The sequence below is a fragment of the Caulobacter sp. Root1472 genome, from assembly GCF_001426985.1.
GTDB classification, from domain to species: domain Bacteria; phylum Pseudomonadota; class Alphaproteobacteria; order Caulobacterales; family Caulobacteraceae; genus Caulobacter; species Caulobacter rhizosphaerae.
This window is the reverse complement of record NZ_LMFX01000012.1, coordinates 112177-132941: the sequence shown is the minus strand read 5'-3', so window position 1 is coordinate 132941 and position 20765 is coordinate 112177. Positions and strand designations below refer to the sequence as shown.

17 protein-coding genes are annotated in these 20765 nt (G+C 69.2%); 6 read left to right on the top strand and 11 right to left on the bottom strand.

The genetic code is table 11. The features are described 5' to 3' along the window. Positions 1 to 37: 37 nt before the first annotated feature. From rarD to ASD47_RS09535, 4 genes are all read right to left on the bottom strand, one after another. Positions 38 to 949: an EamA family transporter RarD gene (gene rarD / locus ASD47_RS09550; RefSeq protein WP_056755006.1), complete on the bottom strand. Its 912-nt coding sequence runs from the start codon at positions 947 to 949 to the stop codon at positions 38 to 40. A gap of 95 nt (positions 950 to 1044) precedes the next feature. Continuing rightward, complete coding sequence (locus tag ASD47_RS09545) at positions 1045 to 2073, bottom strand: aspartate-semialdehyde dehydrogenase (protein WP_056755004.1); 1029 nt, start codon at positions 2071 to 2073, stop codon at positions 1045 to 1047. A 175-nt stretch (positions 2074 to 2248) separates the two neighbouring features. After that, on the bottom strand, positions 2249 to 2767 hold the full coding sequence (locus ASD47_RS09540; RefSeq protein WP_056755000.1) for a hypothetical protein: 519 nt from the start codon (positions 2765 to 2767) through the stop codon (positions 2249 to 2251). A gap of 47 nt (positions 2768 to 2814) precedes the next feature. After that, on the bottom strand, positions 2815 to 3717 hold the full coding sequence (locus ASD47_RS09535; RefSeq protein WP_056754997.1) for a LysR family transcriptional regulator: 903 nt from the start codon (positions 3715 to 3717) through the stop codon (positions 2815 to 2817). 217 nt (positions 3718 to 3934) lie between these two features. On the opposite strand from ASD47_RS09535, the gene ASD47_RS09530 reads away from it, so the two are divergent. The 3 genes from ASD47_RS09530 to ASD47_RS09520 all read left to right on the top strand — a co-directional run bounded on the left by ASD47_RS09530 (position 3935) and on the right by ASD47_RS09520 (position 6481). After that, positions 3935 to 5122, top strand: coding sequence for a cyclopropane-fatty-acyl-phospholipid synthase family protein (locus tag ASD47_RS09530; RefSeq protein WP_056754994.1), 1188 nt, complete (start codon positions 3935 to 3937; stop codon positions 5120 to 5122). 66 nt (positions 5123 to 5188) lie between these two features. Next, on the top strand, positions 5189 to 5617 hold the full coding sequence (locus tag ASD47_RS09525; RefSeq protein ID WP_056754991.1) for a DUF350 domain-containing protein: 429 nt from the start codon (positions 5189 to 5191) through the stop codon (positions 5615 to 5617). A gap of 24 nt (positions 5618 to 5641) precedes the next feature. Then, complete coding sequence (locus ASD47_RS09520; RefSeq protein WP_056754990.1) at positions 5642 to 6481, top strand: serine protease; 840 nt, start codon at positions 5642 to 5644, stop codon at positions 6479 to 6481. On the opposite strand, the gene ASD47_RS09515 is transcribed toward ASD47_RS09520, so the two are convergent. Together ASD47_RS09515 and ASD47_RS09510 are read right to left on the bottom strand one after the other, a co-directional pair. Next, positions 6478 to 7881, bottom strand: coding sequence for an MFS transporter (locus tag ASD47_RS09515; protein ID WP_082564543.1), 1404 nt, complete (start codon positions 7879 to 7881; stop codon positions 6478 to 6480). The two genes, ASD47_RS09520 and ASD47_RS09515, sit on opposite strands and share 4 nt — an antisense overlap. Before the next feature lie 35 nt (positions 7882 to 7916). After that, the gene (locus tag ASD47_RS09510; RefSeq protein WP_056754987.1) at positions 7917 to 9467 is read right to left on the bottom strand and encodes a response regulator; all 1551 of its coding nucleotides are present in this window, start codon (positions 9465 to 9467) and stop codon (positions 7917 to 7919) included. Between the two features lie 649 nt (positions 9468 to 10116). Between ASD47_RS09510 and ASD47_RS09505 the strand changes: the two genes are divergently transcribed. After that, positions 10117 to 14451, top strand: a complete 4335-nt coding sequence (locus ASD47_RS09505; RefSeq protein ID WP_056754984.1) for an Ig-like domain-containing protein — start codon at positions 10117 to 10119, stop codon at positions 14449 to 14451. A gap of 30 nt (positions 14452 to 14481) precedes the next feature. Here the strand turns inward: ASD47_RS09505 and ASD47_RS09500 are convergent, their stop codons facing one another. From ASD47_RS09500 to ASD47_RS09485, 4 genes are read right to left on the bottom strand one after another with little or no spacing between them, the layout of a single operon-like run. Further along, the gene (locus ASD47_RS09500) at positions 14482 to 14721 is read right to left on the bottom strand and encodes a hypothetical protein (RefSeq protein WP_056754981.1); all 240 of its coding nucleotides are present in this window, start codon (positions 14719 to 14721) and stop codon (positions 14482 to 14484) included. A gap of 10 nt (positions 14722 to 14731) precedes the next feature. Beyond that, on the bottom strand, positions 14732 to 14923 hold the full coding sequence (locus tag ASD47_RS09495) for a DUF3606 domain-containing protein (protein ID WP_056754978.1): 192 nt from the start codon (positions 14921 to 14923) through the stop codon (positions 14732 to 14734). Positions 14924 to 14983: 60 nt separating this feature from the next. After that, positions 14984 to 16903 carry a monovalent cation:proton antiporter-2 (CPA2) family protein gene (locus ASD47_RS09490; RefSeq protein WP_056754973.1) on the bottom strand — a complete coding sequence of 640 codons (1920 nt, stop codon included), beginning with the start codon at positions 16901 to 16903 and terminating at the stop codon, positions 14984 to 14986. Between the two features lie 55 nt (positions 16904 to 16958). Beyond that, positions 16959 to 17570, bottom strand: coding sequence for an NAD(P)H-dependent oxidoreductase (locus ASD47_RS09485; RefSeq protein WP_056754971.1), 612 nt, complete (start codon positions 17568 to 17570; stop codon positions 16959 to 16961). Between the two features lie 96 nt (positions 17571 to 17666). On the opposite strand from ASD47_RS09485, the gene ASD47_RS09480 reads away from it, so the two are divergent. Together ASD47_RS09480 and ASD47_RS09475 are read left to right on the top strand one after the other, a co-directional pair. Further along, positions 17667 to 18392: a CoA transferase subunit A gene (locus ASD47_RS09480; protein ID WP_056754968.1), complete on the top strand. Its 726-nt coding sequence runs from the start codon at positions 17667 to 17669 to the stop codon at positions 18390 to 18392. Continuing rightward, the gene (locus ASD47_RS09475) at positions 18392 to 19033 is read left to right on the top strand and encodes a 3-oxoacid CoA-transferase subunit B (protein WP_056754965.1); all 642 of its coding nucleotides are present in this window, start codon (positions 18392 to 18394) and stop codon (positions 19031 to 19033) included. The genes ASD47_RS09480 and ASD47_RS09475 overlap by 1 nt, the downstream gene beginning before the upstream one ends. Positions 19034 to 19077: 44 nt before the next feature. On the opposite strand, the gene ASD47_RS09470 is transcribed toward ASD47_RS09475, so the two are convergent. After that, positions 19078 to 20661, bottom strand: a complete 1584-nt coding sequence (locus tag ASD47_RS09470) for a glycosyltransferase family 39 protein (protein ID WP_056754962.1) — start codon at positions 20659 to 20661, stop codon at positions 19078 to 19080. Between the last annotated feature and the right edge of the window lie 104 nt (positions 20662 to 20765).

The window sequence follows — 20765 nt, the reverse complement described above, 5'->3', positions numbered from 1 at the left end:
ACGACGGGTCTCCCCGGCGCGCCACCTGTCCCGAAGGCTAGGCCCTGCCCACCGTCCGGGCCCGCTTCCACGCCCCATAGGCGAACACCGCCACGCCCAGCCAGATGAACAGGAACGACAGGGCCCGCATCGGAGTGAACGCCTCGCCCAGCAGCACGCCGATCAGGAACTGCAGGGTCGGGGCGATGAACTGCAGGAAGCCCATGGCGCTGAGCGGCATGCGGCGGGCCGACCAGGCGAACAGGACCAGGGGCACGACCGTCGCTGGACCCGCCAGCAACAGCAGGGTGGTGACCCCCGCGCCCGTGGCGAAGTGGCCGGCGCCCGTGGCCTGAAGGTGCAGCACATAGAGCAGCCCGGGCACGGCCAGGTAGACGCATTCGATGAACAGGCCGGTCTGGGCGTCGGCCTTCACCTGCTTGCGCAGGATGGCGTAGAGGCAAAAGCTCAGCGCCACGCCCAGCGAAATGATCGGCAGGTGGCCCAGGGCGGCCGTCTGGATCGCCACGCCGATCACCGCCAGACCGATGGCGATCGCGCCCTCGCGGCTGATCCGCTCGCGGAACAGCAGGGCCCCGGCCGCCATGTTCATCAGCGGGTTGATGTAGTAGCCGAGGCTGGCCTCGATCACGTGGTTGGCGGTGACCGCGAACACGTAGATCGACCAGTTGATGAAGATCGCCGCCGTGCTCAGGGCCAGGATCCCCAGGGTGCGCGGTTGGCGCAGCACGGCCGCCACCTGACCGCCCTGACGGGCCATCAGCACAGCGAAGAAGGCCCAGGGGGCGGCCCACAAGGTGCGGTGGGCGACCATCTCCCACGCGCCGACGCCCAGCCCCGACAGCAGGTGGAAATACAGCGGCAGGACGCCCCACAGCAGGTAGCAGCCCACCCCGGCGATCAGCGCTGTCCGGGCTTCGTCCGGGCTCTTGGTCAAGTCCGCCGACATCGCGTCGTTCCTCGAATCGCAAATGAAAAGGGCTCCCGGAACCTTAAGTCCCGGGAGCCCCTGAGATCGTCCACCCGCTTGTTGCGGAGGGCGGCTTAGGCCGGGAGTTTCTGCTTGATGAGACCCTTCTCATGCAGCAGCTGCGCGATCTGCACGGCGTTCAGCGCCGCGCCCTTGCGCAGGTTGTCGGCCACGCACCAGAGGGCGATGCCGTTTTCCACGGTCGGATCGGTGCGGATGCGCGAGACATAGACCGGGAACTCGCCAGCGCTTTCCTTCGGCGTCATGTAGCCGCCGTCCTCGCGCTTATCGACCACCTGCACGCCGTCGGCGTCGCGCAGGATCTCGCGAACGTCGTCCTCGTCCAGCGGGGTCTCGAACTCGATGTTCACGGCCTCGGCGTGGCCGACCATCACCGGCACCCGCACGCAGGTGGCGGTCAGCTTGATCGACGGATCCAGGATCTTCTTGGTCTCCATCATCATCTTCCACTCTTCCTTGGTGAAGCCGTCTTCCATGAAGACGTCGATGTGGGGGATGACGTTGAAGGCGATCTGCTTAGTGAACTTCTTGGGGGCCGGGGCGCCCAGGACGAACACGCCCTTGGTCTGTTCCCACAGCTCGTCCATGCCTTCCTTGCCCGCGCCCGAGACCGACTGGTAGGTCGAGACGACCACCCGCTTGATCTTGGCTTCGGCGTGCAGGGGCGCCAGCACCACCACCAGCTGGGCCGTGGAGCAGTTGGGGTTGGCGATGATGTTCTTGGGCAGCTTGTCGACGGCGTCCGGGTTCACTTCCGGCACCACCAGCGGCACGTCCGGGTCCATCCGGAAGTGGCTGGAATTGTCGATGACGATCGCCCCCGCGGCGCCGATCTTCTCGCCCCAGGCCTTGGAGATGGCGCCGCCGGCGCTCATCAGCACAATGTCGACCTTGGAGAAATCGAACTGCTCCAGGTCCTCGCAGTGCAGGGTCTGGCTGCCGAACGAGACTTCCACGCCGATGGATTTGCGCGAGGCGATGGCATGCATCTTGTCCACGGGGAATTTCACTTCCTCGAGGATATTGAACATCTCACGGCCCACATTGCCCGTGGCGCCGACCACCGCGACCCGGTAACCCATCGCAGCCTCCAATTTGATTGCTTTCCCGCCTGCAGCAGCGGGAGCGGACCCGTTACGCCCCGCAAGCCGCGGAAGCAAGAACAGGCTTTCTAATGCGACGCTTAGCACGAGGCGTCCGGGGCAGTTTTGACCCAGCCTGGACGAAATCTGCCGCGGCCCTGTAGGTCGGCGCCCCTTACGAGCGCCGCCGATAGGTGAAATCGAAGTTCGGCGTCCAGGTGCGGCCCTCGTCTGACGAAGTCTCGCCGAACTGCCGCACCGATCCGTCGGCGGCCGGCGTGTAGGTCATCCGGGTCAGGGTCGAGACGCCCGGCTGGAGGATGCCGGTCCAGCCGCCGGTCAGCACCATCGCCTTGCCGTCCCAGCCGCCCTTGAAGTCGACGCGCTCGCCGCCGCCGCCGACCCACGTCTGGCGCCAGCCGTCCGGCCCGCCGACATACGAGTTGAGGCTGCCGCCGGCCGCGCCCTTCAGCGGCGCCCAGTTTTCGCGGATGGCGCAGCCGCCATAGAGGTTCTCGATCAGACTACGAGCGACCACTTGGCTTTTGCCGGTGGGGCTGACCTCCCAGTCGCCGACCCAGAAATCGAACTGCCGATGTTCCGGCGAGGCGCAGGGCGCCGGCTGGGGGACGGTCTGAGCGTGGGCCGCCAGGGGAGAGAGCGCGAGGATCAGGGCAAAGGGCAGGGCTTGCATGGCGTCGCTCCGAAGCTGGGTCAAGCTTAGCCCTTCCTTCCGCGTTGTCAGCCGGCATCCATCCGCCGCGCCTTCACGAAGTCCACGAACGCCCGTAGCGGCGCGGGCATGTGGCGGCGGCTGGGATAGTAGAGATACGGCCCGCTGAACGGCGGCAGCCAGTCGTCGAGCACGGTCTCCAGCCGGCCCGCCGCGATGCTGTCGGTGCAGAAGGCCTCGAACGTGGCCAGCAGGCCAAGCCCCGCCTCGGCGGCGGCCAACTCCAGCTCGCCGCTGTTGGTGATCAGCGGGCCCTCGGGCTGGACGCGGACGACCTCGCCGTCCTTCTCGAACTCCCAGGCGTAGCTGGACCCGCTGGGGAAGCGATGGCGGATGCAGGGGTGGCCCAGCACCTCGCGCGGATGGGTCGGCCGGCCGTGCTTCTCGAAATAGGCGGGTGAACCGACGACCACGAAGCGCTGCGGCCCGGCCAGGGGCACGGCGATCATGTCCTTCTCCAGCCGCTCGTCATAGCGCGCCCCGGCGTCGAAACCGGCCGCCAGCACGTCGACGAAGGCCTCCTCGACGCTGACCTCGACGCGGATGCCGGGATGGGCGGCCAGGAACCGGGGGATCAGGTCGGGGAGGACGATCCGCGACACCGCCCCCGGCACGTTCAGCTTCAGGACGCCGATCGGACTGTCGCGGAAGGCGTTGACCTCGTCCAGGGCCAGGCTGACGTCGGCGAGGGCCGGGGTCAGGCGGGCCAGCAGCCGCTCGCCGGCCTCGGTCGGCGTGACGCTGCGGGTGGTGCGGTTCAGCAGCCGCACGCCCAGGGCGGCCTCCAGTCGCCGCACGGTCTCGGACAGCGACGAGGCCGAGACTCCGCGCGAGGCCGCCGCGCCCCGGAAGCTCCTGGCGCGGGCCACGGCGGTGAAGGCGTCGAGATCGGCCAGGTCAGGCTGGGCCATTGTGCGACTTTCCGAACGACGGATGCAGCGAAGGGCGGATTTATCGCACGCGAGGCGACACTGCCTAGCACCCAGCTGGGGGTCGCGCGCGACGCCAAGACCCCGGACGGTCCGCCTCAAGGGCGCCGCCAACTGGTTGGCGCGCGTCGTTTTGCAAGGGGAGGCGGACGAAAATTTCCGTCTTTTCTCCGGCGGCGCTCGCGCTAGGGTCGCCGCCATGATCGAAGCGCTGCTGAACAAGATGGTCAAGGTCGGCGACCTAACCGTCCACCTTCCCGACGGCTCGGTGAAGAAGGCCGGCGACGGCTCGGGGCCGCCCGTGACCATGCGAGTCAACGGCCGCGGCCTGCGCCGCCTGGTGGCCAATCCCAGCCTGGGCCTGGGCGAGGCCTATATGGAAGGCGACCTGAAGATCGAGCGGGGCACCCTGTGGGACCTGCTGGAGATCGTCGGCCGCAGCGGCGGCCGCACGCCCAAGCGCGGCACGCCCCTGACCCGGGCCAGGAAGGCCGTCAAGCGCACGGTGCAGTCGGTCAATGACCGTCTCGCCTCGCGCCGCAACGTCGCCCACCACTACGACGTGGGCAACGAACTCTACACGCGCTTCCTCGACGCCGACATGCAGTACAGCTGCGCCTATTTCGCCCGGCCGGACATGACCCTGGAGGAGGCCCAGGCCGCCAAGAAGGCCCATATCGGCGCCAAGCTGAATATCACGCCCGGCATGAAGGTGCTGGACATCGGCTCCGGCTGGGGCGGCATGTCCCTGACCCTGGCGGCCGACCACGGGGCGCGGATGACCGGCGTCACCCTGTCGACCGAGCAGCTGGCCCTGGCGAAGGCGCGCGCCGAGAAGGCCGGCCTGTCCGACCGGGTCGAGTTCCGCCTGACCGACTATCGCGACCTGGACGAGACCTTCGACCGCATCGTCTCGGTCGGCATGCTGGAGCATGTCGGCGCGCCGAACTTCCGGACCTATTTCGAGACGGTCAAGCGCCTGCTGACCGACGACGGCAGCGCGGTGATCCACGCGATCGGCCGCATGAGCGGACCGGGCGCGACCAACGCCTTCACGGCCAAGTACATCTTCCCAGGCGGCTACATCCCGGGCCTGTCGGAGATCGTCAAGGCCGTCGAGGCGGCCGGTCTGTGGATCACCGACATCGAGATCCTGCGCCTGCACTACGCCGAGACCTGCAAGCACTGGCGGATGCGCTTCCTGGCCGATCCCGACATCCCCGTCATGTTCGACGAGCGGTTCCGGCGGATGTGGGAGTTCTATCTGTGCGGGGCCGAGCTGGGCTTCCGCTATGGCGGCCACATGGTCTTCCAGATCCAGGTCGCCAAGAAGGTGGGCGCCCTGCCGATCACCCGGGACTACATGTTCGAGGGCGAGCGGGGCTGAGTCCCCTACGCACGGCCGCCGGTCCCGTGTTAGCAATGCGTCCCTCAAGTTCGGGATCACGTCTTCATGCCGCCTCAGCTTCAGTCGCCCGAGATCCAGGCCTTCGCCAGCGGCCTGCCGCTGACCCTGCTGCACGCGGCCATCACCCTGGTGATGCTGGTCATCGGCACGGCGCTCTACGCCCTGCTGACCCCCCACAGGGAGATCAAGCTGATCCGCGAGGGCAACGCCGCCGCCGCCCTGTCGCTGGGCGGGGTGATGGTCGGCCTGGCCATCCCGCTGGCCACCTCGCTAAAGGCCTCGGTGTCGCCGCTGGAGATCGTGCTGTGGGGCGTCTCGACGATCGCCGTCCAGCTGCTGGTCTTCCGCGTCACGGACATGCTGCTCAAGGGCCTGCCCGAGCGGATCAACGAGGGCGAGGTCGCCGCCGCCGCCCTGCTGGTCGGGGCCAAGCTGGCCACGGCCCTGATCCTGGCCGCCGCGGTCGCCGGCTGACGGCGGGGCGAGCGGGGGCGTACCGTGCATTTCCCGAAACTTCCGGACTGGCTGATCTACGGGGCGGTCGTGGCCGCCCTGGTGGTCGTGGCCGTCGGCCGGCAGGAGCGCTCGGACGCGCCGGCGCCGCCGCCGCCCGTCCCCGGCGGCGAGGGCCTGCCGCTGGGACCCGCCTCGCCGTTCGATCCGTCCGTCGTCGTCCAGGTGCCCGAAAAGGGCCAGCCCGGCAGCGGCACGGCCTTCTCGGTCGACGACGGCGGCTCGTGGCTGACCGCCCGGCACGTGGTCGACGGCTGCCGCGAGGCGGCGATCGTCGTGGCCGACGGCCGGGGCGTGGCGGCCCGCATCACGCTGGACCCCTCCGGCGACGCCGCCATCCTGACCACCGAGGGCGGCGCGCCCGCCGTGCCCCTGCGCGGCCTGGCCGAGCCGCCTCGGCGGGGCGAACGGGCTTATCATCCCGGCTTCCCGCAGGGCCATCCGGGCGAGGTCACCTCGCGCCTGCTGGGCCGCGAGAACCTGGTCATCCGTGGACGCGGCGCCCGGGTCGAGCCGGTGCTGGTCTGGGCCGAGGTCGGCCGCACCGACAATCTGAAAGGCACGCTGTCGGGCCTGTCGGGCGCCCCGGCCCTGGACAGCGCCGGGCGGGTGATCGGGGTGACGGTGGCGGAGTCGCCGCGCCGCGGCAGGATCTACACGACCGCCCAGGAGACGGTGGACGACCTGCTCAAGCAGAGCCGCCGCCGTCCGTCCGGTTTCGCCCTGGGCGAGGCGATCACTACCGAGAACTACGGCCGCGTCGCCGACGGCCTGCGCCGCGACCTGCGCGTGGCCCAGGTGGTGTGCCTGAAGAGCGAGATCTAAGGCTCGACCCCGGCCTTGGCCGCCTTGAGCGCCCTGGCCTGCCGGTTGGCCAGGATCAGGCAGAGCAGGATAGCTGGGATGCCGATCGCCGCCGAGCCGAGATAGAAGGTGGCGTAGGCCTGCAGAAGCGGTCGTCCGCCCGCTTCCAGCCGTTCGACGATGTCGCCGGAGAAGCCTTTGAGGATCTTGCCGGTCCAGGCCATGGCCGAAGTCAGCAGGGCGTACTGGGTGGCTGTGTAGCCCAGGCTCGTCAGGCTGGACATGTAGCCGATCAGAGCCACGCCGGAGATAGCGATCGCGAAGGCGTCGAAGCCCATGATGGTTTCGAAGGCGGTCAGGTGCAGGCCGCCCAGGCTGACCAGCGGATAGTCGCCGCCGTGCAGGCCCAGCAAGGCGAAACCCGCTACGCCGATCGGCTGCAGCACCGCGCCCAGCAACAGGGTGCGGATCACACCGAGCCGCACCGATAGCAGGCCGCCCACGGCGATGCCCGCGATCGTCACCGGCACGCCGATCACCCCGCGCACGACCGCGATGGTCGGTTTATCGATGCCCAGCGCGATGTAGTAGGGGTTGCTCATCGGCCCGCGCATGTAGTCGCACAGGTGGTAGAGCGTGATCATCGCGAGCATCAGGATGGCGGTGGCCACGCCGTGCGCCTTGAAGAAGACGATGAACGGCCCGGCCACGGCGTCATAGATCCCGCGCCAGGAGAACGGCGGCTTCTCCGTCGCCTTGCGGTCCATCACCTGGTCGGCCCGTACCGGCTCCTTGGCCATCAGGGCCGCGCCCAGGCCTACGACCATCAGCAGACCGAAGATCCCGTACGACGGCCCCCAGCCGATGGCGGTGGCCAGCAGGAGGATCAGCGCCTCAGTCGCGAACATGGCGATGCGGAAGCCCAGACTGTAGGCGGCGGTCAGCAGGCCCAACTCGTCGGGATCCTCGGCGATCTCGATCCGCCAGGCGTCGATCACCGTATCCTGCATGGCCGCCATGATGCCGGCCAGGACCGCGAAGGCGCCCAGGGCCGGCAGGTTGTGCGGTCCTGACAGCGCCATGCCGACCAGGCCGACCCCGACGCCAATCTGGGTGATAATCATCCATCCGCGCCGGCGGCCCAGGATGGCGGCCATGAACGGCGCCGGCAGGTGGTCGACGATGGCCCCCCAGATGAACTTCCACAGATAGGCCAATCCAGCCCAGGAGAGGTAGCCGATGGCCTTGAGCTTGATGTCGTTTTCACTGAGCCAGAAGCCCAGGGTGTTGCCGATCATCATGAACGGCAGACCGGACGAGAAGCCCAGGGCCAGCATGACTCCGACGCGCGGCCGGCCCAGGGCCCGCAGCACGTCCATCATGCCACGCTTCTTCTTGGCCTCGCCGCCGATCGCCGCCATGCCGTCTACCTAGAAGACCTAGGCCCCCAATTGCATCAGGAGGCGACCTTGGCGCGCGTCGCCGCTTTCGTCCAGCCGAGGCCGGTCCAGTTGGTCAGCACGCCGCGCAGGGCCGGCGGGGTCAGGGGCTTGGCCAGGAAGTCGTTCATGCCGGCCGCCAGGCAGGCGCGGCGGTCCTCGTCGAAGGCGTCGGCGGTCAGGGCGACGATCGGCGTGGTGACGCCACGCTCGCGCAGGGCCTTGGTGGCCTCGATGCCGTTCAGGCCGGGCATGCGCAGGTCCATCAGGATCAGGTCGTAGAAGCCGCGCGACAGGGCCGAGACCGCCTCGTCGCCGCTGGCGATGCGATCGACCCTGCAGCCCTCGCGCTCCAGCAGGGCGCGGGCCAGCAGGGCGTTGATCGGGTTGTCCTCGGCCAGCAGCACGCGGACGCCGGGGGCGGCGGCGGGGGCGATGCGGTCGTCCTCGTGGGCCGAGGCCGGAACGGCCTCGATCGTCGGGGTCCGGGTTGCGGGACGAGCGGCCAGCACCTGGGCGATCAGCGAGGCGCGGCGCAGCGGCTTGATCAGGTAGCCCAGGCCCGCGGCCTTCAGCTTGGGAATGCGGTCGCGCTGGTCGGGGGTCAGCAGGACCACGCAGGCCCGGCCGGCCGGCGGCTTCAGCGCTCCGCGCGGGGCGGCCCCCTTTGCGGCGGAGAGCGCCGCGTCGAGCAGCAGCACGGCGTCGGCCGGCGCGCCCTTCAGGGCCTCGGCCACGGTCTCGCCGGCCAGGGCCTGGCCGCCGCTGGCCCGGACCTGGCGGAGGGCGGCCTCGCGGATCATGGCGTTGGGCGAGGCGATGGCGACGGCGCGGCCGGCCAGCGGCAGCTCCACGGGCGGCGCGGGGGCGACCTCGAACGGGGCCTCGAACCAGAAGTCGGCGCCCTGGCCAAGTTCGCCGCCGACCCCGGCCTCGCCGTTCATGGCGCCGGCCAGGCGGGCGACGATCGCCAGGCCCAGCCCGGCGCCGCCCAGCTGGGCCTGGTGCGAGGGGTCGGTCTGGACGAAGGCCTCGAAGATGGCGGCCCGGGCTTCCGGGGCGACGCCTGGACCGGTGTCGCGGACGGAGAAGCGGACGCGGCCGTTCGCGGTCGGCTCGGCGCTCAGCAGCACCCCGCCGACCTCGGTGAACTTGATGGCGTTGCCGGCGTAGTTCAGCAGCACCTGCCGCAGCCGGCCCTCGTCGGCCAGGATCGTGGGCAGGCCGGGCGCGGCGGCCCAGGCGATCTCGACAGCCTTTTCGTGGGCGCGGGGGCTGAGCAGTTCGGCCACCTGGCGCAGCAGGTTCTCGACGTCGACCGGGGCGGCGTGCAGCTCGATGGCCGTGGCCCCCAGGCGGGCGAAGTCCAGCACGTCGTTGACCAGCGACAGCAGGTGGTCGCCGCTTTCGCGCAGGGCGCCGACATAGGCCCGCTGCTCGGCGGTCAGCCGCGTGCCCTCCAGCAGCCGCGCCATGCCCAGCACCCCGTTCAGCGGGGTGCGGAACTCGTGGCTGAGCGTCGCCAGCTGTTCGGGAGTGATCCCGGCGGAGGAAGGACGGTTGGTCATGGCCCGGGACTGTAGCGCTCGCGACTTAACGACGGGTGTTCGTGAAGGCGTTTTGGCGACATGTCCGGATTCTGGGTGCGGCGACCGCTTGCCCCCTACGGACCGCTTCGCGGTCGTCTTCCCCCGGAGGGGGAAGAGCGCTCCGCCCCCTCCGGGGCGGACAGACCGCGAGGCGGTCAGGTGGGGCAAGGGTTAGCTTCCGAGAGGCGTCCAGTCTGGTCAGGTAAGTAAGAATTTGTTTCCCATTTGAGATTGAACGCGCCGGGTTGCAATCTTCGCGGCGGGCTTGAGGCATTTCTCCGACGGCCGTCAGTCGTCGTCCGGGCTCACATATCCTGGATATTTAAGCTTCAGCCCATGATGCTAAATCTTGTTCAAGCTAGAAGAACGAAGATCCAAGACAAGCCGCACACTGAGCGGATGAATAATATGGCGGTGAGATAAATATATCTTCCACCGCAGGACTGACTTTTGGAAGCTGAGTCGCACGCTCTCGATTGCGAAGTGCTGAAAACTTCGACATCGTCCTGTCATCGAGCGCCTCTAGGCTGAATCAAGATCGCGACCATGCTGGAAGCGCCTAGAATACTCGGCTCACCCAAGACCCCGCGGCGACCGTCCAGAACAAGACCCCTTCGGAGGAAACCCCATGACCACCCTGACCGTGGGCGATCTCGCCCTGATCGGCTACAGCGCCGACACCGCCGGCAAGTCGTTCTCGTTCGTGCTGCTGACGGCGGTCGAGGCCGGCACGGTCATCAGCTTCACCGACAACGGCTGGCTGGCGGCGGGCGGGTTCCGGGCCGGCGAGGGCGTCTACACCTATACGGCCGGGGCCGGCGGGGCGGCGGCGGGCACGGTGATCACGGTCACGGGCCTGACCGGCTCGCTGAACCCCTCGACCTCGGGCGACCAGATCATCGCCTACCAGGGCTCGGGCCCGTCGGCGACGCCGCTGTTCGCCCTGGACTTCGCCGACGGCAACACGACCTACGCCGGCGACGCGACCAACTCCAACACCTCGGCCATCCCGACCGGCCTGGCGACGGGCAGCACGGCCCTGGCCTTCGGGACCGACAACGGCGCCTATGTCGGCGCGACCACGGGGACCAAGGCCGAGATCCTGTCGGCCGTCGGCAATTCGGCCAACTGGACGCTCGATGACGGCGTGCCGGTTCCCTACAAGACCGGCTTCATGGTCACCGACGGCGGCGTGCCCAGCGCCAACGTCTCGATCAGCGACGTCACCCTGGCCGAGGGCGAACCCGGCGACCAGGTGATGACCTTCACGGTGACCCGCACCAACACCACCGGCGCCTTCACGGTCGACTTCGCCACCCACGACGGTTCGGCCCAGGCCTGGATCGACTACGCCGAGACCCATGGGACCCTAACCTTCGCGGCCGGCGGCCCGGCCAGCCAGACCGTCTCGGTGACGATCCACGGCGACGTGATGGCCGAGCCGAACGAGACCTTCACGGTCAATCTTTCCAACCTGGTGGTGACCAGCGGCGCGGCGGCCCTGGTCGACGCGGTCGGCCAGGCCACCATCGTCAACGACGACTTCGCCCCGGTGTCGATCTACGACATCCAGGGCGCCGGCCACGTCTCGGCCTATGACGGCCAAATGGTCGCGACCCGGGGTATTGTGACGGCCATCGACACCACCGGCTCGCGCGGCTTCTGGATCCAGGACGCCTTCGGCGACGGGAACGACGCCACCTCGGACGCCATCTTCGTGTTCACCAACGTCATCCCCACGGTCCATGTTGGCGACTGGGCGCATGTGACGGGCACGGTCGACGAATATAACGGCGGCGTCGCCACCAACCTGTCGATCACCGAGATCGTCGCCCAGACCGTCGACGTGATCGGGACGGGGACGGTCGCCGCCACCGTGCTGGGCGCGGGCGGCCGCGCCATCCCCAACACGGTGATCGACGACGACCATCTGGGAAGCTTCGATCCGGCCACGGACGGCGTCGACTTCTACGAGTCGATCGAGGGCATGCTGGTCACCATCCACAACACCCAGGCGACCGGCTCGACCTACCAGGGCCAGACCTGGGTCGTGGCCGACAACGGCGCGGACGCCACCGGCATGAACGATCGCGGCGGCGTCACCGTCTCGGACGGCGACAACAATCCCGAGCGGATCCTGGTCTATGCCGACAGCGGCGTGAACCCGGGCTTCTCGGCCGGCTACGTGCTGGGCGACCACCTGGGCGACGTCACCGGCGTGGTCAGCTATTTCGGCGGCGAGTACGAGGTGCTGGCGACCTCGGTTCAGAACACCACGAGCAACGGCCCCGTGCCGCTGGAGACCACCAGCCTGGCCGGCGACGCCAGCCATTTGGCGATCGGCGCCTACAACCTGGAAAACATCTCGCCGCTGGACCCGGACGCCAAGTTCGCCGCCCTGGCCGCCGACATCGCCCATAACCTGGGCGCGCCCGACATCCTCGGCGTCGAGGAGATCCAGGACTCCGACGGGATCGGGACGGGTTCGGATCTCAGCGGGGCGGCGACCCTCAACAAGCTTGTCGCCGCCATCGAGGCGGCCGGCGGCCCGCACTACAGCTGGGTCGAGGTGGCCCCGACCACGCCCAACAGCACCGGCGGTCAGAGCAACGGCAACATCCGCAGCGCCTTCCTCTATCGCGAGGACCGTGTGGACTATGTCGAGGGCTCGGCCCGGCTGATCCAGGACGCCACCGGGACCACCGACGCCTTCCACAACAGCCGCAACCCGCTGGCCGCCGAGTTTGTGTTCCACGGCGAGACGATCACCGCCATCGACGTGCACAACTATTCGCGCGGCGGCAGCGACCCGCTGTTCGGCGCCAACCAGCCGGCCGTCACCAACGGCGACGACCGCCGCGTCGACCAGACCACGGCCGTGCGCGACTATGTCCAGGGCCTGCTGGCCGCCGACCCGGACGCCCACGTCACGGTGATGGGCGACTTCAACGGCTATTATTACGAGCAGACCCTGACCCTGCTGGAGGCCAATGGCGACCTCTACAACCTGGCCCGGACCCTGACTCCCGAGGAGCGCTACTCCTACATCTTCGAGGGCAACGCCCAGCAGATCGACAACCTGCTGGTCTCGCAGAGCCTGAGGGACGGAGCGGTGTTCGACAACGTCCACCTCAACACCGGCCAGGCGGCGATCGACCAGCCCACCGACCACGACGCGATCCTGGCCCTGCTGTCGATCAACACCGCCCCGGTGGCGACGCTGGACGGCGTGTTCACGGTCGATGAGGACACGGTGCTGACCGTCGACGCCGCCCACGGCGTGCTGTCCAACGACAGCGACGCCAACAGCGATGTCCTGACCGCCGTGCTCGGGCAAGGCCCGACCTACGGCACGCTGGTGCTGAACGCCGACGGCTCGTTCGTCTACACCGCCAACGCCGACTTCAACGGTGGCGACAGCTTCACCTACACGGCGCACGACGCGTTCGGCGGCGTCTCCGGCCTGGTGACGGTCCAGCTGGGCGTCGCGGCGGTCAACGACGCCCCGGTCGGCGCGGCCGACACCGCTTCCGTGGCCGAGGACGCCTCGACCCTGGTCGACGTGCTGGCCAACGACCACGACGTCGACCTAGACGGCCTGGCGATCGCGGCCCTGTCGGGCGCCAAGTCGGCCTTGGGCGCCTCGATCAGCCTCGAGAACGGCCAGGTCCGCTACGTGGCCGACGCCGACGTCTTCGACCAGCTGGCCGCCGGCCAGTCGGTGGTCGACAGCTTCACCTACACCGCCTCGGACGGCCACGGCGGCTTCACCGCCCCGATCACCGTCAGCGTCACGGTGGGCGAGGCCGGCGACAACCGCGTCCTGTCGGGCGGGCTGTGGCAGGCCAACAGCTTCACCGACGCGGCTGGCAAGGACACCACCTATACCGGCGGGCTGCTCAAGGACGTGATCGACGGCGGCGACGGCGCCGACACGCTGAGGGGGCTGGCTGGCTATGACACGCTGACCGGCGGGGCCGGGGCCGACTTCCTGGACGGCGGCCTGGACGGCGACTACCAGCGCGGCGGGGCCGGCGCCGACCGGATCGTCTATGACGCGGCCGACTATGTGATCGACGGCGGCGCGGACCGCGACACCCTGATCCTGAACGTCGGCGCCACCGTCAACCTGGCCAACATGTCGACCAGCCAGGTCGCGGCCGGGGCCTATGTGGCGGGCTTCGAGGACGTCGACGCCTCGGGCGCTACGGCCGGCGTGACCCTGACCGGCTCGGCCTACAACAACAGCCTGACCGGCGGGGCGTTCGCGGACGTCCTGGTCGGCGGGGCCGGCTTCGACACCCTGGCCGGCGGGGCGGGGAACGATGTCCTCGACGGTGGCGCGGACGGCGACTACCAGCGCGGCGGCGAAGGCGACGACCGGATCGTCTATGACGCGGCCGACTATGTGATCGACGGCGGCGCGGGCCGCGACACCCTGGTGCTGAAGGTCGGGGCGGTCGTCAACCTGGCCAACCTCTCCAGCAGCCAGATCGCCGGCGCGACCTATGTCTCCAGCTTCGAGAACGTCGACGCCTCGGGCGCGAGCGCGGCCGTGACCCTGACTGGCTCGCAGTTCGCCAACAGCCTGGTCGGCGGGGCGGGCGCCGACGTGATCACCGGCGGCGGCGGCGCGGACCTTCTGACCGGCGGCTTCGGCGCCGACACCTTCGTGTTCGCCGCGAGCTCGGACTCCGCGCCGACCGCCCGGGACGTCATCCTCGACTTCGGGGCTGGCGACCGGATTGACCTGTCGGGGATCGACGCCAACACCGGCCTGGCCGGCGACCAGGGCTTCACCCTGAATAACCAGACCGGCCACGCCGGCGACATGGCGATGTTCTACGACGCCCAGGGCGACCGCACGGTGGTGCTGCTCTATACCGACAACAGCGGCCAGGCCTCGTCGATCTTCGAGCTGGCTGGCCATCACGGCCTGACGACGTCGGACTTCATTCTCTGACCAGGCTCGCACCCTGACCGGAACGGGGCCTCAGTGCACCGTCCCGGTCGGGGCGTTGGCCTCGACGGCGACCGTGGCCAGCACCGCACGGCGCTCGTCCAGCACCTCGACCAGCAAGGTCCCCTCGTGGGCGAACTCGTCGGCGTTGTCGCGCAGCCACTCGCCGGCGATCCGCGCCGCCTCGACCTTGGCCGAGTCGAGGTTATCGAACACCTCGCCCTCGTCGTCGGTCAGGACGTGGCCGTCGCTGAGCTGGAAGAAATAGCGCACCGGCCCCGCCTCACACCTTGTCGCGACGCGACCTCAGGGCCTGCTCGACGGCGTCGGCCGAGACGCCGACTTCGGTCACCGTGTTGCGCAGTTGGTCGGCGGTGACGCCGAACTTGCCGGTCCAGTAGGCCAGTTCGTGCGGTTCGTTGACGTTGATCCGGGCGCGATCCTGGGGGCCGCGGTCCTGCAGATTGTCGGTCATGACATCCTCCTTTGCAGAAGGAATCCGCTTGGCCAGCCGACGTTCCGAGATTCCGTCGGTCTACTTCGCCCCCTCCCGGCGCGCGCCCTCGCGTTCGGCTCGTTCCTTCAGCTCCTCGTCGAGGCTGGCGGTGTCCCACGAGCCGGCGGCGTCGCCGGGGCGCAGGCGCGCCAGGTCGGCGTTGAGCAGCTTGTCCATGGTCCGGGCCGCGTCGCGCGAGGCCAGGATATAGGCCTCCTCCTGGCCCCAGACGGGACGCAGGTCCTCGAACGACTTGCGGTCGTGGCGGCGGAAGATGCCGGCGGCGCGGTGGGCCCGGTGGGCGCGGTAGCCCAGCTTCTGCAGGGCGGTGGTTCCCAGGGCCAGGGCGGCCTCGAAGGTCTCGCGCTCGACCGCGTCGGCGCCGTTGGCCAGCAGGTCGTAGGCATGGCGGCGGTCCCAGGCCCGGGCCAGGATCACCAGGTCGGGGAAGGCCTTGCGGGCGGTCTCGACCAGTTCGACGGTCTTCTCGCGGTCGTCCAGGGCGACGATCAGCATCCGGGCCCGCTCGATGCCGGCGGCCCGCAGCAGGTCCATCCGCGTGGCGTCGCCATAGTGCACCCGGCGGCCGAAGCGGCGCAGCAGGTCGATCTGCTCGATGTCGCTGTCCAGCACCGTCGAGCGGAAGCCGTTGGCGGTCAGCAGGCGGCCGGTGATCTGACCGAAGCGCCCGAAGCCGGCGATGATGATGTCCGGCTCGCCGTCCTCGAAGTCGCCGGTGTCGGGGACCTGCTTTGGGATGGCGGCGTCCATCATCGCGGCGATCCGCTCGTAGAGGATCATCGCCACCGGGGTCAGGGCCATGGAGACGGCGACGGCGGCGGTCAGCAGGGCCGCCAGGGTGGCGCCGATCACGCCGGCCCCGACCGTGAAGCTCAGCAGCACGAAGGCGAACTCCCCGCCCTGGGCCAGGGCGGCGGCCACCGCGGCCGCGCCGCGGGCCGGCGCCCCGAACAGCCGCGCCAGGCCGAACAGCACCAGGAACTTCAGTCCCATCAGCCCCAGCACCAGGCCGACCAGCACCAGGGGCTGGCTGGCCACCAGCTTCAGGTCGATGCCGGCCCCGACCGTGATGAAGAACAGGCCCAGCAGCAGGCCGCGGAACGGCTCGATGTCGGTCTCCAGCTCGCGGCGGAACTCGCTCTCGGCCAGCACCACCCCAGCCAGGAAGGCGCCGAGGGCGGGCGACAGGCCGACGGTCTGCATGATGCTGGCCACGCCCACCACGATCAGCAGGGCCGCGGCGGTGAAGATCTCGCGCAGGCGGGCCTCGGCGATGAAACGGAAGATCGGCCGCACCAGGTAGCGGCCGCCGCCGACCACGGCGCCCACGGCCACGAGCACCGATAGGCCCTGGGCCCAGGGCGGCAGATGGGCGACCAGGCTGGCGCCGCCATGGCCCTCGGCCGCGGCCGCATGGACCGGCGGGGCGATGGTCGCCAGGGTCGGCAGCAGGGCGAACATCGGGATCACCGCCAAGTCCTGCAGCAGCAGGATGCCGAAGGCGGCGCGCCCGACCGGTCCTTGCCTCAGGCCCTTTTCGTCCAGGGTCTGCAGCACGATGGCCGTCGACGACATGGCCAGCACCATCCCCACGGCCAGGGCCGTCTGCCAGGGCAGGCCCAGCACCATCGACACGCCGGCGATGGCCAGCGAGGTGCCGACCACCTGGGCGCCGCCGAAGCCGAAGATCGCCTTGCGCATGTCCCAGAGGGTCGAGGGCTGGACCTCCAGCCCGATCAGGAACAGCAGGATGACCACGCCGAACTCGGCGAACTTCATCACGTCGGTCTGCTGGCCGACCAGCGACAGGGCGAACGGCCCGATGACCACCCCGGCGATCAGGTAGCCCAGCACCGAGCCCAGGCCCAGGCGCTTGGCGATCGGCACGGAGATGACGGCGGCGCCGAGATAGACCAGGGCTTGCAGCAGGAAAGGCATCAGTCGGTCATTCCCTCAATCGGCGCGCCGGTCTTGTCGTTTTGCCCGTTCATCCTCAAGCCCCCAGCTCGGCGTCGGCCGGCGCGGTCAGCAGCGAGCCGATGCGGGCGCGATAGCGTTGGGCCTCGGCCTTCAGCTCCTCGTCATCCTTGGTCGCCGCGCCATGGACCACGAAGGGCGTCTCCCAGACCATGCCGCACAGATAGGCGGTCTGCTCCAGCGGGCGCAGGAATTCGTCCATCGAAAAGCGGTTATAGCCGTGGGCGTGATAGGCCTTGGCCGCCCCGCCGGTGGTGCAGGCGGCGAACAGGCGCTTGCCGGCCAGGGCGTTGCCCTCGATCCCGTAGGCGAAGCCGTGCAGCCAGACCAGGTCGAACCATTCCTTCAGTAGGGCCGGGGTCGAGTACCAGTAGAGCGGGAACTGCACGGCGATCACGTCGTGGGCCAGCAGCTTCTCCTGCTCGGCCTCGATGTCGATCGCGAAGTCCGGATAGGTCTCGTAGAGGTCGTGAAAGGTGACGCCCTCGAGACCCTTGGCCGCCTTGGCCAGGGCGCGGTTGGCGCGCGAGCGTTCAAGCGCCGGATGGGCCAGGGCCAGCAGCACGCCCGAGGTGGCGGGCGTCACGAGGCCGGTGCTAGCTTCCGTTGGGTTAGCTTGATCCGTCACGCCGCTGCTCCAAGCATCGAAATTTTATTCATCAAGGGTTGAATTTCTCCGGCCGGCGGCTCAGAGCAGTCGGCGAACGTCGCTCCGGGAGGAACCATGGTCGACAAGGTCAAGTCCACAGCCGCCGAAGCGCTGGCGGGTCTTTTATTCGATGGCATGACCATCATGGCCGGCGGCTTCGGCCTGTGCGGCATTCCCGAGAACCTGATCGCGGCGATCCGCGAGGCGGGGACGAAGGACCTCACGGTTATCTCCAACAATTGCGGTGTCGACGGCTTCGGCCTGGGGATTCTGCTGGAGAACCGCCAGATCAAGAAGATGGTCTCGTCCTATGTGGGTGAGAACAAGCTGTTCGAACAGCTCTACCTCAGCGGCGAACTGGAGCTGGAGTTCAATCCGCAGGGCACCCTGGCCGAGCGCATCCGGGCCGGCGGGGCGGGCATCCCCGCCTTCTTCACCCGCACCGGCTACGGCACCCTGGTGGCCGAGGGCAAGGAAGTCCGCGAATTCGACGGCGAGATGTACGTGATGGAGCGCGGCCTGACCGCCGACCTGGCCATCGTCAAGGCCTGGAAGGCCGACGCCGAGGGCAACCTCGTCTATCGCAAGACGGCGCGGAACTTCAACCCGATGATGGCCACGGCCGGCAAGGCCACGGTGGTCGAGGTCGAGGAGATCGTGGCGATCGGCGCGCTGGACAAGGACGCCATCCATACGCCCGGCATCTATGTCGACCGGCTGATCAAAGGCGCGACGTTCGAGAAGCGGATCGAGCGCGTCACCACCCGCCCTCGTGAAGAGAAGTCTGGGGAGCAAGCATAATGGCCTGGACGCGTGACCAGATGGCCGAACGGGCGGCCCGGGAGCTGCGGGACGGCTTCTATGTGAACCTCGGCATCGGCATCCCGACCCTGGTGGCCAACTACATCCCCCAGGGCATGAGCGTGACGCTGCAGAGCGAGAACGGCATGCTGGGCATGGGCCCCTTCCCCTACGAGGGCGAGGAGGACGCCGACCTGATCAACGCCGGCAAGCAGACGATCACCGAGTTGGAGTCGAGCTCGTACTTCTCGTCGGCCGACAGCTTCGCGATGATCCGCGGCGGCCACATCGCCCTGTCGATCCTGGGCGGCATGCAGGTGGCCCAGAACGGTGACCTCGCCAACTGGATGGTGCCCGGCAAGATGGTCAAGGGCATGGGCGGGGCCATGGACTTGGTGGCCGGCGTCAGGCGGGTGGTGGTGGTCATGGACCACTGCGAGAAGTCGGGGGCGCCCAAGCTGCTGCACCGCTGCAGCCTGCCCCTGACCGGGGCCGGGGTGGTCGACCTGCTGATCACCGAGCTGGGCGTCTTCGAGATCAACCGCGGCAAGACGCCGGTGAAGCTTATCGAGCTGGCGCCGGGCGTGACGGTGGATGAGGTCAAGGCCAAGACCGAGGCGGCGTTCGAGGTAACTGTCTAAGGCCCGAAATTCCTTCCCTCCCCGCAAGGGGGAGGGAAGCCTTGTCAGGGCGTCGGCTCCGGATCCGGCGGCAGCCCGGTCTTCGGATCCCGCGGCACGGGCTGGAAGCCCTCGGCGATGAACAGGTCGGTCCGCCGCGAGCGCTTCTTGTCTAGCCGCACACGGACGATCTGCAGGTCCGAGGTCTTGGCGAAGTCCTGCCGGATCTTGGCGCGGTAGGTGCCTTCCAGGCTGGCGATCAGGGCGCGGCGGCCCAGGGCGGCGTCCAGCGGGGCCTCGGCCTCGGCCTGGTTGCGGGCGGCGATCTCGTGCACCCACATCCGCAGCGGCGGGGCCGCTGGCGTGCCGAAATAGTCGCGGCCGTAATAGGCGGCTACGTTGTAGAGGAAGCGGTCGTCGACGGCGACGGCGGTCAGGCCGCCGTGCAGGGCCTGCTCCTCGCGCGAGCGCTCGATGATCGCCTGCGCCGTCTGGTCCCAGCCGCGGGCCCGCTTGAAGGCGTTGGCCATGCCCATGGCCTCGGCGGTGCGCGGGGCGATCACCCAGGCCAGGAACACCGCCGCCAGCACGGCCTGAAGGGCCAGGCCGCCGACCAGCCAGCGGCGGGCCTCCCAGCGCAGCAGCCAGGCGGCGACCAGCACCGAGCCGGCGACATAGGCGGCGCCGGCCCAGTTGGCGTTGGCCCGCGACACGAAGGCCTGGGCCGCCACCGTGGCCAGAGGCGGCAGGGCGAAGCACAGCAGCGTGACGTCGGCCGGGGCCAGCCGCTTGCGCACGGCCAGCAGCACGGCGCCGCCGCCCAGCACGCCGAACGGCACGGGACCGAACACCCCGAACTGCGAGCCGACGAACTGGAGCAGCTCGCCTGGATTGAACAGCTTTCCGGCCTTCCAGTTGGCGTTGGCGGCCGTGTGCTCCAGGGTCGAGAAGTGGTGCTGGTAGTTCCAGATCATGTTCGGCGCGAAGACCGCCAGCAGGGTGACGAAGAAGGCGACCGCCATGGCCGGGGTCCAGGCCCGCCGGGCCTCGCGCGACAGGACCAGGTGCGCGCCCAGGCTGGCCAGGGCGTAGATCGCCGCGTACTTGGACAGGAACGCCAGGCCCAGGGCCGCGCCCATGCCGGCCGCCACCCAGATCCGGGCGCGGGGCGAGGCGTCGGGCAGGGCGACGCAGGCCCAGATCATCAAGGCCAGGAAGAACAGCAGCGGGGTGTCGGTGGTGATCAGCACCGACGACAGCTGGATCCCCGGCATCAGGATGAAGACCGCCGCGGCCGCCGCCCCGACCGAGCTTCCGCCCCGCTCGGCGCCGTAGAGCCGCGTGGCGATGCGCGAGACCACCAGGGCCGTGCCGGCGTTGATCAGCGGCGAGCCGATGCGCAGCCAGGCCTCGGCGTCGCCGCCGATCCGCGTGGTCGCCCAGATCAGCCAGGCGATCACCGGCGGCTTGGAGAAATAGCCGAAATCCAGGTGACGCGACCACAGCCAGTACTGGGCTTCGTCCGGGTACAGCTCCAACGGGGTGACGAACAGCGCCACGACCCGCAGAACCGTCAGAACCCCGACCAAGATCAGCGTCAGCCGCCAGATTCGGGCCTGAGCCGCCCGCGCCGTTTCATCAAGGGCCACGCTGTTTTCTCCCGCATAAGTAAGAGGACGCTGACTAAATCTTCCGCAAGCGGGCCCCAGAGGCGGGTTTATCCGCGATCGTGGCCTTTCCGTCACCAAACCTT